Origin of the sequence: Microcystis sp. T1-4, from assembly GCF_000297435.1 — a bacterium.
In the GTDB taxonomy this organism is placed as follows: Bacteria; Cyanobacteriota; Cyanobacteriia; order Cyanobacteriales; family Microcystaceae; genus Microcystis.
The window spans coordinates 1-15,050 of record NZ_CAIP01000034.1; the positions used below are offsets into that span (position 1 = coordinate 1).

General features: G+C 43.9%; 14 protein-coding genes and 1 pseudogene. 4 read left to right on the forward strand and 11 right to left on the reverse strand.

Going from position 1 to position 15,050, the window contains the following annotated elements; all coding sequences use genetic code 11:
* From MICAI_RS01850 to MICAI_RS01870, 5 genes are all read right to left on the reverse strand, one after another.
* On the reverse strand, positions 1-2,070 hold a 2,070-nt coding region (locus MICAI_RS01850; RefSeq protein WP_039899470.1), incomplete at its 3' end, for an NACHT domain-containing protein.
* A gap of 25 nt (positions 2,071-2,095) precedes the next feature.
* Positions 2,096-2,524 carry an HNH endonuclease gene (locus tag MICAI_RS01855; RefSeq protein ID WP_004163229.1) on the reverse strand — a complete coding sequence of 143 codons (429 nt, stop codon included), beginning with the start codon at positions 2,522-2,524 and terminating at the stop codon, positions 2,096-2,098.
* The gene (locus MICAI_RS01860; RefSeq protein ID WP_002754005.1) at positions 2,521-2,865 is read right to left on the reverse strand and encodes a hypothetical protein; all 345 of its coding nucleotides are present in this window, start codon (positions 2,863-2,865) and stop codon (positions 2,521-2,523) included. Before MICAI_RS01860 ends, MICAI_RS01855 begins: the two co-directional genes overlap by 4 nt.
* Before the next feature lie 226 nt (positions 2,866-3,091).
* The gene (locus MICAI_RS01865; protein ID WP_008197028.1) at positions 3,092-3,826 is read right to left on the reverse strand and encodes a M15 family metallopeptidase; all 735 of its coding nucleotides are present in this window, start codon (positions 3,824-3,826) and stop codon (positions 3,092-3,094) included.
* A 31-nt stretch (positions 3,827-3,857) separates the two neighbouring features.
* Positions 3,858-5,249, reverse strand: coding sequence for an NAD-dependent malic enzyme (locus MICAI_RS01870; protein ID WP_008197030.1), 1,392 nt, complete (start codon positions 5,247-5,249; stop codon positions 3,858-3,860).
* A gap of 198 nt (positions 5,250-5,447) precedes the next feature.
* On the opposite strand from MICAI_RS01870, the gene pip reads away from it, so the two are divergent.
* Positions 5,448-6,398, forward strand: coding sequence for a prolyl aminopeptidase (gene pip, locus MICAI_RS01875; RefSeq protein WP_039899467.1), 951 nt, complete (start codon positions 5,448-5,450; stop codon positions 6,396-6,398).
* A gap of 5 nt (positions 6,399-6,403) precedes the next feature.
* On the opposite strand, the pseudogene MICAI_RS25610 reads toward pip, so the two are convergent.
* A pseudogene (locus tag MICAI_RS25610) lies at positions 6,404-6,613 on the reverse strand (hypothetical protein); the annotation flags it as partial.
* 407 nt (positions 6,614-7,020) lie between these two features.
* Positions 7,021-7,356: a c-type cytochrome gene (locus tag MICAI_RS01880; protein WP_008197037.1), complete on the reverse strand. Its 336-nt coding sequence runs from the start codon at positions 7,354-7,356 to the stop codon at positions 7,021-7,023.
* Positions 7,357-7,540: 184 nt separating this feature from the next.
* On the opposite strand from MICAI_RS01880, the gene MICAI_RS01885 reads away from it, so the two are divergent.
* Positions 7,541-8,602, forward strand: a complete 1,062-nt coding sequence (locus tag MICAI_RS01885) for a mechanosensitive ion channel family protein (protein ID WP_008197040.1) — start codon at positions 7,541-7,543, stop codon at positions 8,600-8,602.
* Positions 8,603-8,646: 44 nt separating this feature from the next.
* Here MICAI_RS01885 and MICAI_RS01890 read toward each other — a convergent pair whose 3' ends face one another.
* The 3 genes from MICAI_RS01890 to MICAI_RS01900 form a co-directional block, all read right to left on the reverse strand.
* On the reverse strand, positions 8,647-9,327 hold the full coding sequence (locus tag MICAI_RS01890) for a GerMN domain-containing protein (RefSeq protein WP_008197042.1): 681 nt from the start codon (positions 9,325-9,327) through the stop codon (positions 8,647-8,649).
* A gap of 236 nt (positions 9,328-9,563) precedes the next feature.
* Positions 9,564-10,379: an LmeA family phospholipid-binding protein gene (locus MICAI_RS01895; protein WP_008197044.1), complete on the reverse strand. Its 816-nt coding sequence runs from the start codon at positions 10,377-10,379 to the stop codon at positions 9,564-9,566.
* A 7-nt stretch (positions 10,380-10,386) separates the two neighbouring features.
* On the reverse strand, positions 10,387-10,629 hold the full coding sequence (locus MICAI_RS01900; RefSeq protein WP_008197045.1) for a hypothetical protein: 243 nt from the start codon (positions 10,627-10,629) through the stop codon (positions 10,387-10,389).
* Positions 10,630-10,750: 121 nt separating this feature from the next.
* On the opposite strand from MICAI_RS01900, the gene MICAI_RS01905 reads away from it, so the two are divergent.
* A complete protein-coding gene (locus MICAI_RS01905) occupies positions 10,751-12,715 on the forward strand; it encodes a hypothetical protein (protein ID WP_008197047.1) in 1,965 nt (654 codons plus the stop codon).
* A 262-nt stretch (positions 12,716-12,977) separates the two neighbouring features.
* On the opposite strand, the gene MICAI_RS01910 is transcribed toward MICAI_RS01905, so the two are convergent.
* Positions 12,978-13,829 (reverse strand): alpha/beta fold hydrolase, encoded by an 852-nt coding sequence (locus MICAI_RS01910; RefSeq protein ID WP_008197048.1) that lies wholly within the window; start codon positions 13,827-13,829, stop codon positions 12,978-12,980.
* A 231-nt stretch (positions 13,830-14,060) separates the two neighbouring features.
* Between MICAI_RS01910 and MICAI_RS01915 the strand changes: the two genes are divergently transcribed.
* Positions 14,061-14,513 (forward strand): hypothetical protein, encoded by a 453-nt coding sequence (locus MICAI_RS01915; protein ID WP_008197050.1) that lies wholly within the window; start codon positions 14,061-14,063, stop codon positions 14,511-14,513.
* Positions 14,514-15,050 lie beyond the last annotated feature (537 nt).

Genomic DNA, 15,050 nt, shown 5'->3' on the forward strand with positions numbered 1-15,050 from the left:
ACGAACAAACCTATCAGAGTCTTCTAAAGCCTTGAGTAACCCCGGAATGGCTGTTTCTGAACCAATCTTACCCAAAGCCGCGGCTGCCTCCCTACGAACAAACCCATCAAAGTGTTCTAAAGCCTTGAGTAACCCCGGAATCGCTGTTTCTGAGCCAATTTTACCCAAAGCCTCGGCTGCGTTCTCACGAACAGAACCATAAGAGTCTTCTAAAGCCTTGAGTAACTCCGGAATGGCTGCTTCCGAGCCAATCTTACCCAAAGCGAAGGCTGCGTTCCAACTAACATGCTCATCAGAGTGTTCTAAAGCCTTGAGTAATCCCGGAATGGCTGTTTCTGAGCTAATATTACCCAAAGCCTCGGCTGCGTCACTACGAACAAACCTATCAGAGTCTTCTAAAGCCTTGAGTAACCCCGGAATGGCTGTTTCTGAACCAATCTTACCCAAAGCCGCGGCTGCGTTCCCACGAACAACCCCATCAGAGTCTTCTAAAGCCTTGAGTAACCCCGCAATGGCTGTTTCTGAGCCAATTTCACCCAAAGCCTCGGCTGCGTTCCCACGAACAACCCCATCAGAGTCTTCTAAAGCTTGACTTAACTGATTAACAACTTGATTAGACTTTGTTAATCCCAATAACTCCACCTTAAACTGTTTCGGCACATCCAACCCAAGCACTAACCCCACTGTCTGCTTTTGAAACTCAAAGTTGACTTCTCCTGCTAACCTCGCTCCTAATTTTAAATCAATCTCTAACCCTAACTTAACCACCCGTTTTGCTTGGGTTTCATTATCCAATAACCCCAACAGCAACGCCATAGGTTCCGTCCATTTGAGATAATTCAAATAGTCCCACTGTAACTGCTCATCACTGAGATGGGGTAACTTTTTCTTTAATTCCTCAGCCGTGTAATATTCTTGAATCAGTTGGTGGCGAAAAGCGATTTTATCATTACCTTCTAGGTGAATTAGATGATATTTCAGTAAATCCTTTAACCACTGCTTACTGTAATATTCTGGGAATCCTTTATTTTTGATAAATTTGCTTAATTCTTCCTCTGCTTCTGTTCGGGAAATAGCCACCTGAATCTCAGTTTTTGACTCCCCTTGGGTCATTTTCCAAGCTAACACTTGCAGCAATTCTCGCCACCAATCCCGGGATTCTTGGTAAGTAGAAACATCTGCTTTTAATTTGTGGTGATAAACTTTTTCAGTAAAATGTCGAAAAACTAAGCCTAAATTAGCAGGAATTTGGCTTTTCTCATTAAAAACTTCACATAACATCCACAAAAGCAGGGGGGTTTCTCCCAATTCCTTGAGACGATTTCCCAACTGTTTAAGCATTTCTTCGCCTTTTTCAGGCAAATAGGTCTTGACAAAATCTTCCATCTGTCGTCCAGTCAGGGGGAGCATTTCCAGCTTTTTTTCAATATCTAAGTCGTCGCTGCCTAAATCCCTTGTGGTGAAAATCATCGAAATTTCTGCATACTGCTGGCGAAAGTTTTTTAATTTCTGTCGCGCAGCTTCCGAGGGCAATTCATTGATACCATCAAATAATAATAATGGGCTAAAATTCTGATTTTCTAACAGCCAACTTTCTAGGGTATTACTATCAATAATTAATTTATGGCGTTTCAGGAATTGTAAAATTAAATCAAGAATTGAGGTTTCATACAAGCGTAATTCGATGAGAATGGGAATTTGAATGATTTTAGCTTGATTTTGTTGATTTGGGCGCAAGCTTTGGGCTTCTACGGATTCTTCTAATAATAATCTGGCTAAAGCGGTCGATTTTCCTGAACCGGGACGACCTTTTAAAAGAACGTGATTAGCCGCATATTCGCGTAAACCATCTAAAACCGTGAATCTTTCGGGTTTTTCTAGTCTTTCTGGTCTTTCTTGTCGGTTTTGTGGTTCTTTTTCAATCGTCTGTACCCACAAATCCCTTAGCAAAGGTGCAGTTTTCGACGGGCGTGTTTTTCTCTCTACGTCCGTGAGGGTGTAAAATGTCTCCCACTGGGCGTACTTTTCCGAGTCCGAGATTGATTTGAGATAGGGAGTCCAGTCAATCATTTATCTTGTAGCGAACCCCCTGCAATCAAGGGAAATCTGGCGGGTGTTCACCCAGTTTAACCCACATTACCCTAGCCCGAACCAAGGCGGGACGATTCATCTGTAAGGCTGCGATTGTAGCTCGACCAATCGCTGTTAATCCCCTCATTTCCGTCCCGCTCTCACTCCAAGCAAAATGTTCCCCCCAAACTTGCGACTGGGGATGAAACAATGCAACTATTTCTTCACTTTCTGGATCGATAGCAGTCTGGCGATCGCCCTTATAACGATTACAAGATGGACAGGCAAAACAAAGATTCTCAAACACCGTCTCCCCAGCTGCTGCAAGAGGGCGAATATGTTCAAATTCAAACGTCATCGCCGTTAGGAATTCTGCTGTCCGGCAATAGGCACAGCAATCACCAAAGCGAGTGCGAATTTGTCGCTGTAACCCCATCCGAATATAAACACTCACGCTGCCGTCGTACCTTGTTCCAAGCACTTTAGCGTATATCTGGCACGAGTTTTAAGAATTGTTAATTGATCTGTTTTTGCCAACAACTCATCTAACTCAGCTACTTCATCAGCGCAGAGTAAAGATTCTGCATTTCTCGTCACTAAATCATCTAAACGGGTTTGCTCTACGAGGGACAATTGACAACTTGCCAGCGCTTTTAATTCATCCACACTCAAACCAATCAAACAATCTTCATCGAGTCCTAATGAATTGGCAAATCGAGAATAGGTGTTCCAGTCTAATAAAACCCCAACTCGTTCCCCTTGCTCATTTGTTAAGTATTCTACCGGCTTGGACATATTAGAAACACTCACAATACAATATAATCCTATTTTAGTAATTAATTCCAGAAAATGCCATCGATCGCCGATAAGGTTATCTTATTTTTGTTTTCCTAATTGTTGGGCTTTATAAAAAATTGAAAAAGTACGGGCGAAGCATTCGGATAGAAAATCTCTGGTTTCAGCGATAGGTTATTGTCCGAATGCTTCGCCCCTACCGGAGACAATTGCCGATAAGGTTATCTTATTTTTGTTTTCCTAATTGTTGGGCTTTATAAAAAGTTTCTAAACTGTGACTATCCCCGACAAAACGCCAGTGCCAAGGTTCATAATTAATACCCTGGGGATTATTTTCAGGGAAAGATAACTCGAAACTATACTGGGCAGCGTTATTTTGCAACCAACGAAAAGCGGCAGTATTAGCAAAACTGCTACTTAAATTAGTTGCGGGAGCGCGACCATCGCCAATATCGATCGCATAACCGGTATGATGTTCGCTGTAACCCGGAGGTGCGCTCACTTCTGCTCGTTTGCGGGTTTGCTGATTGCGTTGTTTTTTAACTTCAAAAAAGAGCTTTTCTTGGGTTGCTTTCGATCGAAATGCGGAAATCGGCATTAAAATCACCCCCGACCTTCTCGCGTCACTCTGCATCTGGATAAAAGCCTTGGCTGCTGCCTTCCTTAAACGCATACCACCATCCCCAGTAATAGGGGCTAATTCCGTCTCCGGGGCCTCTTGATAGGGTAAATGACCTAGAATGTTCTCAATGGGGCTAGGAGTGGCTTTAATCAGGGGGGAGGGGTTAATAACCGGTTTTTTTACGGTAGCAGGGGGACGATTCAAGACTGCTATGGCAATTAGGCCAGTTCCCACCAGAGCAAGTAAACCGCTTGCGATCGCTATTAGACCATTAGGATTAGTAGTTTTTCTGTACTGGTTGTCCCGCAAAGCTTCGGGAATATCATCGATCGGTTTCACGGTTTACTTGCCCTCCTGCACGATAATTACATTATTCCCCGGCCACTCCATCTTGACGAGCAGCCTGTTGAACGGCGGCGGCCACAGCCGTAACTACACGACCATCAAAAACCGAGGGAATAATATTCTCTCGATCGAGATTAGCAGGAGTGATCAAAGAAGCGATCGCTTTGGCCGCTTCCAGATACATATTATCGGTGATTGCCCTAGCGCGACAGTCCAGGGCCCCGCGAAATAATCCGGGGAAAGCGAGAACATTGTTGATCTGATTGGGATAATCGCTGCGTCCGGTAGCCACCACGGCCACTAAATCATTGATTAATTCCGGTTGAATTTCGGGAATGGGATTAGCCATGGCAAACACGATCGCATTTTTAGCCATTCCCTTAACCATTTCGGGAGTCAATACCCCCGGTGCGCTCACCCCCAGGAAGACATCAGCGCCTTTGAGAGCATCCCCTAGCTTACCACTGGCGGCCACGGCCCAAGCTTGTTTTTCTGGGGTTAAATCGTCCCGGTTTTGGGAGAGGATACCATGGGAATCACAGAGGATTATATCTGTGGCTCCTGCGGTTTTAAAGAGGGTAGCGATGGCGATTCCCGCTGCACCTGCACCATTAATGACGATTTTGACTGTATCAAGCGATTTTTTGACAAATTTGAGGGCATTAATCAGGGCAGCCAGGGAAACGATCGCTGTACCGTGTTGATCATCGTGGAAAACGGGAATATTTAATTCCGCTCGCAGACGTTTCTCGATTTCAAAACAGCGTGGAGCGCCGATATCCTCTAGGTTAATACCCCCAAAAACCGGAGCGATTCTTTTGACGGTTGCGATGATTTCTTCGGGGTCCTGGGTGGCTAAACAGATGGGAAAAGCATCAATTCCGGCGAATTCCTTGAATAACATCGCTTTCCCTTCCATTACTGGCAAGGCAGCCTCTGGCCCGAGATTTCCTAATCCTAATACCGCGCTACCATCGGTAACTACAGCGACGGTGTTGCCCTTGATGGTCAATGAGTACACTTGTTCGGGGTCGTGGGCGATAGCGGTGCAGATGCGACCAACTCCGGGGGTGTAGGCCATGGCCAGGTCATCTTGGGAGGTGAGGGGAATACGACTTTCAATGGAGATTTTACCCCGACGATGGAGATCAAAGGTGCGATCGGAAACTTTCAGGAGTTTAACATCCGGTAGAGCTTTAACTGCGGCGATAATCTGTTCCGCTTGGTCGGTACTAGCGGCATCAACCATAATCTCGCGGGTGCTAATCTTTAAATTGCGTTCGATCAGAGAAATTTGCCCTAAATTCCCCCCCACATCGGCGATCGCATTGAGGACAGAAGCGAAGGTTCCCGCTTGATTGGGGATTTCTATCTTGAGACTTAAACTATAGCTAGGATTGGGCGTTAAATGAACCATGCTGAAGGCTTCCAATACTGATAAATATTGATTATCTTCTATCTGTGAGGGACTTTGGTATCTAATCGTGCAGTTTCTTTAGCTATTAGGGTCTCTCTGGGCCTAATACCAGGGGAGCGGGGTGTGGGGTGTGGGGTGTGGGGTGTGGGGAGATGGCAAATTAGGTTAGACTTCATCTTAATGAGAAAGACTGTAAATATGACTAGAGAATTATATCCAGCGATCGATCCCTATTGTACTGGTTACTTAAAAGTATCGGCTCTCCACACAATTTATTATGAAGAAGTGGGCAATCCCCAGGGTAAACCGGTAGTATTTCTCCATGGCGGGCCCGGAGGTGGTATTGAGGGGATTTATCGTCAGTATTTCGATCCACAGAAATGGAGAATTGTCCTTTTTGATCAACGGGGTTGCGGTAAAAGTACCCCTCACGCTGAGTTAAGAGAAAATAACACCTGGCTGTTAGTGGCAGATATCGAAAAACTACGAGAATTATTAAAAATCGAGCGCTGGGTAGTTTTTGGCGGTAGTTGGGGAAGTACCCTATCTTTAGCCTACAGTCAAACCCATCCCGAACGCTGTTTAGGCTTAATTTTGCGCGGAATTTTTCTACTGCGAGAAAAAGAATTAAAATGGTTTTATCAAGAGGGAACCAGTTATATTTTTCCCGATATTTGGCAGAATTATTTAGCACCTATTCCCCCGGAGGAAAGGGGAGATTTGCTGACAGCTTATTATCGGCGCCTGACTAGCGATAACCCCCAAATCCGTCTAGAAGCTGCCAAAGCTTGGTCAATTTGGGAGGGAAGTACCAGCAAATTAATTCCTGCGGAGAATTTAATCGAGAGATTCGGTCAGGATAATTTTGCCGAAGCTTTTGCGCGGATTGAATGCCATTATTTTGTCAATAAGGGTTTTTTAGAGACGGATAACCAACTGATCGAAAATGTTGATAAAATCCGCCATATTCCCGCGGTTATCGTGCAAGGACGTTATGATATTGTTTGTCCGATGATTTCTGCTTGGGAATTACATCAAGCTTGGCCGGAAGCGGAATTGATCATTGTTGCCGATGCGGGACATTCGATGACAGAAGTGGGAATTCGTAGTGCTTTAATTGAGGCTACCGATAAATTTTCTCATTTATAGATAAGCTAGTTATCGTGATGATTTTGCCAAATTTCTTCGTAGGCTTTTTCCATATCTATGGTAAATTTTTTGGCATTCCAGAGGGTAGATGTATGACGAGATTGACGTAATTGATAACGAATTTCTTCCCTTAAATTTTGATCTAATCCTAACTTAATTCCCCACTGCACATATTCTTCATCACTCCAAGCTATACCCTGACTAATGCCGGCATTAATACCAATAATGACTAATTTCTAGGGGTTCTCTTTCTATCAGTTCTTCGTAAAACTGGCTAACTTGCCAGAAATCCCCTTGGATAATTGCCGATTCAACTTGGGAATGCCAAGACATAAGTATTTATCCTTAAGTGTCTCTACTAGCGTACCCAAATAGAAGCAAAATTTTTCTATATAAGTAAAATTTATCAGTTGCTCAGGGGTTGGGTTTTGGGGTGGTCACTGCGTGCGCGTTGCGCGAGGTGTTGGGGTGTTAGGGTTTTGGGGTGTTCGGATTTTAGTTGAAATTCCCCATTCCCCCATTCCCCCACGTCCCCCCCCGTCCCCACTTCCCCACTTCCCCCACTTCCCACTCTCTACCCAGTTTCAACGCGTCCCAGCTTACCATCAATCTCAGCCAAGAGTCAGTTTTTTGAAAGATTTTCTAAATAAACCAATAAATCGGCCATAGCTTGAGGATCAGGCTGAAATTTCGGCATTGGCGGGGTTTTACCGCTAATTACCTGTTCAATCAGACTAATTCTCGATTTTCGATGGGAAACGTCCTCTAAACTTGGTCCAACGATACCATCAGCAAACTGACCGTGACAAGCAGCACAGTTAATTTGAAAGATTTCGTAACCGCGACTGACATTACCTTGTAGGGATAACACCTCTTTAATGTAGGGATCCGACATCTTAGCCAGATTAAAGGTGATTAAATAGGTGCTAATCAGGAACAAAACCACGATTATAACCATTGAGAATCGATAAAGCCCGAATTTTGGTTTAAGTAACTGACTATTCACGAAGGCCGCCAAAGGAAAGATGAGTTTCTCTTTACATTTTGCAACTTTTTGCCCGAAAATTCCACCACCGCTGCTAGAGATAGGGAAATGGGGAATAATATAAGGCAAAAGTACATCTTTTTCTAACCCTCTAGCAATGAACCTATTAACCAGACTGGAAGATTGGCCCTATATTATCCTACCTATCACCATCGTCCTCAGTTTCCTGCTGTTGGGATGGCTCGTAGAAAAGCGCGTTGTCAGTCAACTTTTATCGATTGCCAGAGAAAAAAACCTGCGTTTCTCGGAAGGGGTTTTACGTTCCCTTCGTGGATTAAGCATACTTTGGTTCGGACTTTTGGGTTTAAATATTGCCCTCTCCCTTCCCAATCTTCCCCTCTTTCCCTACCTGATTCTCCTGAGCAAAAAATTGCTGCTAGTGGCTTTTTTAGCTTCGGCTACTTGGGTTATTGCTCAATTATCCGTGGAAATATTACGATTTTATACCACGGGAGATGATGGCATTTCTTCCCTAACTTCCCTATTTGAATTTCTCGCCAAAGTTCTGATTTTTAGCTGCGGTTTTTTGCTTATTTTAAGCTCGATTGGCATTTCGATCACTCCCATGCTTACTGCCTTTGGTATTGGGGGCGTCTCCCTCGGTTTAGCTCTCCAAAATACCCTAGCTAATTTAATGTCAGGGATTAATATTATCACTTCTAAAAAAGTTAGACCGGGAGATTATATTGAACTGAGAACTGGAGAAGCTGGTTATGTGCGAGATGTGGATTTAAGATGCACAGTCATCGAAGAAATTACCAATAATCTTTTAGTTATTCCCAATGCTCAGATCATTTCTTCTAGTTTCCGTAACTATAGTTTACCGGATAACTCCCTACTGATTCCCGTGGAAGTGGGCATTAGTTACGATAGTGACTTAGAAAAAGTCGAAAAAGTCACCCTAGAAGTAATGCAAGAAATCGCCCATTTATTGCAACCTAACCTCGGTGACTATCAACCCTTTATTCGTTATCATAAATTCGATTACTATAGTATCCTGCTGACGGTTTATCTCAGGGTGGTAGAAGAGGAGTTTTTTCAACACCTCACCATTAAACACGAATTTATTAAACTCCTACACCGACGCTATCAGCAAGAAGGAATTAAAATTCCCTATCCGATTTTTTTTCCCTATCCCCCCACTAATCCCCCTAGTTAATCTCAATTTGCTATGGCAACCAAAAATTTCAATGCCCGGGCAGCTTATAACTGATAATTCTCCTCAAAAAACTTACGGGTCATCGGTTGAGCAACTTCAAGACCGTGGCCTTCTCCTAGCAATTCTAGGGGTTTTCCTTCCACTTGAATCCAGACTTTAGCATTGGGATCTTTGCCGGTAGTAGTATAGATGATTTGTGCCAAACGACCGATCAACATATCAGGTCCATCATCATTGCCAAACTCCCGCGAGAGATTAATCTTAATTCCCGTTTTATCTACTTTTAAATCAAGTAATTTAGTCCCGGGGGGAATAGTAGTCATATCCTGAGGATTGCTTGGACCAGCTAATAGAATCTTCAATACTGCTGTTAACTCTCCCTCGCGGCTATCCGCTTTTTGAACGGTAATTTCTTGGCTGACTAATTGATTACCCGTATCGGTCACTTTTAACCAATAAACCTGTCGAGTTTCCCTAACAGGAATAGCTGCAGGAGTTGCTGTCGGATTTGTCTTCACTGGACCAGGAGAAAGCGGTTCAACAATTGGTGATTGACTTATCGGCACCGGACTGGGAGATTCAATCGGGTTTTCACTGGTTTTCTGGGAGGAAGATAGGTGATGGACGGCAAACCAAGCAGTGGCCCCACCAGCAGTAAATAAAGCGAGGCCGATACCAATTATCCAAGGCAAAGAGATTTTATCACTAGAGCGAGAACTAGGCATAATTCAGTTATCAGTTATCAGTTATCAGTTATCAGTTATCAGTTATCAGTTATCAGTTATCAGTTATCAGTTATCAGTTATCAGTTATCAGTTATCAGTTATCAGTTATCAGTCGAACGCTTTTATTCTCCCCCCGCAACGCGCACGAAGTGGTCTCCCTACTTCCCCACCACCCCACTTCATAATTCATAATTCATAATTCCCACTTCGGATCTCCTGTTTTCCGACCGTTAAATTTAATTGGGGTTCCCCGATCGAGGTTCAATTCTGCCAAAGGCGGCTATACTCAGCTTATCATCGTCGATCTGCAATTGTAGAAGGCGGGCGATAATTCCTTGTTTCTCGAAGTTTTTTAAATCTAACTGAGTGGATATACCCTCGGCAAACCCTTTGAGAAGGCGCGAGGAGATGCGACGACCATTAAGAGTGGCTGTGGGGTCAATAAGCTCGATTTTTCGCCCCTGCACTAGCTTAAATCCCACTTCTAGGCTAAGATCGAGGCTGGCTGCCGGGCCGTCCGGTCTTTGGGTCTCCAGCTGCAGGCTGAGGGCAACTCGATTATTATTAAGAAAGTTAAAATTTGCTTGACTAAATTGATATTTTGTGCTGCCCAATTCTTCCCTAGAGGGAATCAGATTATTAATCAGGGTCTGAATTGGTTCTTTGACCGCTGCCGATTGTAAAGCTTGATTAACATTAGTTTCCGTGAGGACAAGATGCAACGCCCCCGCAGCCGGTCGGCGCAGAGCGGCGGCTAAATTGCCGTTTTTTTGCTGTAATCGCCGCAAATCGAGGCTAATTGGCTCAGTTTCTAGCTCGATCTTCTCAATGCGAACATCAGCAAGGGGATAAATTCCCCGTGCAGAAATGCGAACTCGATCGATTTTGCCTTGCAGAGCCTGATAATTGGGAGTGTTATCGACTCTCACGGCTAATTGTTCCACTTTTTCCACTTGCGAGCGAAGGGTATCGGCTAAAACCCGATCGATAATTGCCCCTGCGGGAGTTAACAGGGTCAAAACACTAGCGAGAGTGATTGTTAGCCATTCCATCGCTCAACTACATCCATCCGGCTAAATTTTGCCAAGCATTAGTCAAAAGCTGACTTAACCAACGTCGCTGCACTTGATCTAAAATCGGGTCTTCTGCGAGAATTTCTTCAGTCAGATCATCTAGAGATTGACCCTGAGCGCGGGCCATTCTAATAATTCCCGCAATCACAGCAGCGATCATCTCCTCATCGACGGGACGCTGTCGGAGGGCGGCAATTTCTTCGGGGGTAGTCGGGATAGGATAATTCATAATCAGATGGTCCTGGCTGTGTATTAATCTAGATATGTAAAGTTTTTTTAACTTTTTTCAGAAAACTTTTTGTGTAGTCTAGCGTAATCAGACGATTTTTGGGTGTAATAGCTAAATCAAGATGAGAGAAATCCTTTACAGAGAAATTCCGACTCCCGACTCGATCGCCGTTTGTCAGTGGTTACAATCCGATTGGCAACCTGCCAGCGGTGTCAAGACAAATACACCTAACGGGGTGAGATTGCGCTTATCGGAGGCGATCGAATTGTCGATCTTTGTCTGGACGCTGCAACGGACTACTTATTTAAAAGTTTTCCGCTGGGGTCAGCGATCGCATAATCAAGAAACATCCCTGACTCAGCAGCTTGATCGAGCTTTACAAAAGCGTTTTCCGCCGCAGTATAACACGATACCAAACATCGATCAAAAAAATCACTCAATTTTTACAGATTTAGAAGCGGACTACCCCCTAACGGTTCACTACTTCCGCAAAATGCCCCAAGGGGAGGCGGACTTAGGACGCTTGTACTGGTGGGAAAAACGTTGGCGCGACAGTGCCAAAAATCCCCAACAACCGCAGCCGGTAATTTTCTCCAGCAGTGAGGAAAATGAGCATCCCATCGCCTACGACTTAATTTATATTGGTGGTGCCTTGGGGGCAATTCATGCGGCACAGATGGCCAAATTAGGTTATCGAGTCCTCCTAGTAGAAAGACTGCCTTTCGGACGGATGAATCGGGAATGGAATATCTCTCGATCGGAGTTTCAAAGTTTAATTAATTTAGGCCTATTTACCGCCGAGGAATTCGAGGAATTAATCTTCCAAGAATACCTCGATGGCTTTAATAAGTTTTTTGATGGCAATAATCCCCCCCATCTAAAAGCCCAAATTCTCCATACTCCCACGGTTTTAAATATCGCCATTAATTCCGATCAATTGCTGCAATCCTGCGGTAAAAAAATACAGAATCATGGCGGTAAAATTCTCGATCAAACGGAATTTATCAAGGCTGATATTACCGCCAATAGTGTTACTATCACCATCAATCATGGTGGAGAAATTCAACAGATCAAAGGCCGTTTATTGATTGATGCTATGGGTTCCGCCTCTCCCATCGCTTGGCAATTAAACGGAGTGCGTGCCTTTGATAGTGTCTGTCCGACGGTGGGGGCAGTAGTAGAAGGATTCGAGCCAGTGGTGTGGGATTCTCACTATGGCGATGTCTTAAATTCCCATGGCGATATTTCTAAAGGCAGACAACTTATTTGGGAATTGTTTCCGGGGGAAGGAAAAGAATTAACTTTCTATCTATTTCACTATCATCAAGTCCATCCCGATAACCCCGGTTCTCTGTTGGAAATGTACGAAGATTTCTTTACTATTCTGCCAGAATATCGACAGTGTGACCCAGAAAAATTAACTTGGAAAAAACCAACTTTTGGTTATATACCAGGGCATTTCAGCACAGGAAAAAAAGATCGAATTGTCTCCTTTGACCGCATTTTGGCCATCGGTGATGCCGCCTCCCTGCAATCACCCTTAATCTTTACTGGATTCGGTTCTTTGGTGCGTAATTTAGAGCGCTTAACCCATCTTTTGGATACCGCATTGAAACACGATTTACTAACAGCTAAAGACCTAGAAAATGTGCGGGCCTATCAAAGTAATGTGGCGGTAACTTGGTTATTTTCTAAAGGAATGATGGTTCCCACAGGAAAAACCTTACCACCCCAAAGAATTAACGCCATGTTAAACACATTTTTCGGTTTATTGGCCGACGAACCGCCGGAGGTTTCCGAAACCTTTATTAAGGATAAAACCGATTGGTTAACCTTTAGCCGTTTAGCAATTAAAGCGGCCAGAAAAAACCCCGCTTTACTGTTATGGATAGCAGAAATGGCCGGCAGTCAGGATTTAATTCGTTGGTTGGGTTCCTATCTCGATTTTAGCCTTGATGGAGTCAAAAATCTGCTTTTTGGTTCCTGGTTTCCCCAATGGTTAAAAAACTCGCAAAGTTGGCTAGAAAAGGACAATCCTCGCCTCTGGTTAAAGCTATTGAGTTTTAATTATGGACTAAGACATTAAGTAGGGGCTCTTCTAGGTTCTGTGTGATAAGTTTAATTGACATAGGATCGATCGATCTTTGTGTCCTTTGTGTCTTTGTGGTTCGTTCCACCCCCTCGCTCTTGAGAAATGTATCTTAGAATACATTTTACCCACCAAAGCTGGGAGAGCCAAGTAGGAGACTCCGAGACAGCTATCAGGGATCAGATTTGAGTTTTTAACTCACTGTTTGTGGAGTTAAGAAACTGTTGGAAAAGTTCAAGAATGCGCTTACCTACAGGTTCTAACCGCGATGCTGATTTAAAATAGCCATCATCTTTTCAGCTACCGCAGTTGTTTGTTCCAGCATGGCAAAATGACCACAATCGGATAACTCAATCACGTTGCTGCCAGTTTCAAACAAAGGATGAAAACTGGCCAGATGGTTAACGTACTTAACCTCCATAATCGTATCCTCTTTCCCCGCCAGAAAATAGACCGGTTGCGGGAGACGGGAGACAATCTGGGGTAAAAGATGAACTTCGCTGATAGTAGTAGTTTCCAAAAGTGACCCTAGGGCCGCTTGGTAATCGGCCCGGACAAAATCAATCACGCGCTGTTTGCCCCATTTTTTACCTAGGGTTTGCTTGACCATCATCCGCGAGAATAAAAGATCAATAAAGGGAACACGGGGCAACCAAGAGGGTCTTTTCTGTAAAATCTGTCTTCCGGCCTCTCGAAAGCGCTCAAATTCCTCCTTTAGATAGATGCCACCCCCAGCATTCATACAGATTACCCCTTTAATCCGTTCAGGACAGCTATCTGCAGCCCACAAAGCAACACTACCACCGAGGGAATGACCGACTAACCAAGCAGCATCGAGGTTTAAGCGGTTAAGAAGGGTAATAACGTCTTGGGAGTAGGATTCAAGGTTATAACTGCTAGGAGGACTGTTAGAGGTGATTTTTTGGGAGTCGCCAAAGCCCCGGAGATCGTAAACTAGACAGGGATAATCCGGGGAGAGAATATCTACCAAAGGCTGCCAGTAGTGACGACTCAGCAGCCAACCGTGTATAAAGACTAAAACCGGTTTATCCGCTTGGGGCGAAAATAACTCGTAACTGTGGGATACTCCCGATATGTCGATGGTTGCCATATAATCAATCTCAACCTAAATTAAACCGTTGATAGGGGTTACTAGGGAAACTTCTAGAGAAAAAAAGGTGTATTTAGCCTTGTTTATAGAGCAAAATCGGGCAAGCTTAGGATATTCCCCCGATAGCTGATGACTCACCACTATAGACAATTTTAAAAGCTTCTACTCAAGTATAAAACACTGGAGATACCCCCCTAAAATAGGATGAAAACCCTAGACCAGGATTCATCTATGAAATGCGATCGCTTTTTGACTCTTTCCCTACTGTTAAGTCTGGGATTAGCTTTTCCCCCCTCTCTACCCGCTCAAAATCCCCCCGCTACCACCTTTCAACCCGGTCCTTGGCAGCCGGTGGCTAGGGTGAATACCAGTCGTCCCGTGCAGATCAAAATCATCAATCAAACCGATATTGACCTCAATTATGACCTATCGGCCAATATTAATTCCTCTCCCCAATTATTATCTCCCAGTGCGGAGACAACCCTAAGAGGTTTGATAATTCCAGCATATATTCTGATTAATCGGGCTAATGCCGCCGCAGATTCCTATTCTTCTAGTTTAATCTATGCCGTCGAGGTCAATGATGATAATTTAGTCACGATTACTGTCACCAAAGTTCCGGGGAGTACCCCTGGTTATACCACTTTTAACATCAATCAACAGGGTGCTATTTATATTTACTAGCTCTAGCTTAAAAAGTAATTTTGACCGACTAAAAATTAAATTGATTGGGAACCGGTTCTTTTCTCGTTCCAAGCTTCTACCTTGCAATGATACAAGGGAGAGTATCCCTTCCCTCCCTGATGGGTTATGCAAGAGGTGAAACTTCTGGAAATGCGTTGCCACGGAGACCCTTGCAACGAGGTATTCCGTCCCAAATCTGGACAATTATCGAGGCAATAAAACTGACTACCCTGCCATAAAAACTCAAAAAAACTGTATTAAAATTAGCAGAAATGGGCAAAAAAAAGAATAGAATGTACGAATGTGCGCTGCATCTTTTGGCTTCACTTAACCTAACTTCACATAAGAAAATTTCCCGATGAAAGTCACCGTCGTATCTTTTAACAAACCGCTCAACTAAACTTACTCAAACTTACTTAAAAGCCTGAAAGCTTAGTCATTCCTAGTGGATCAAGCACGGAGCGGATTAAACGGCAACCCCTTTATTACCTGGTCAATGACATCAGGAATTACTTTTCTAATGATGTTAAATGCCCC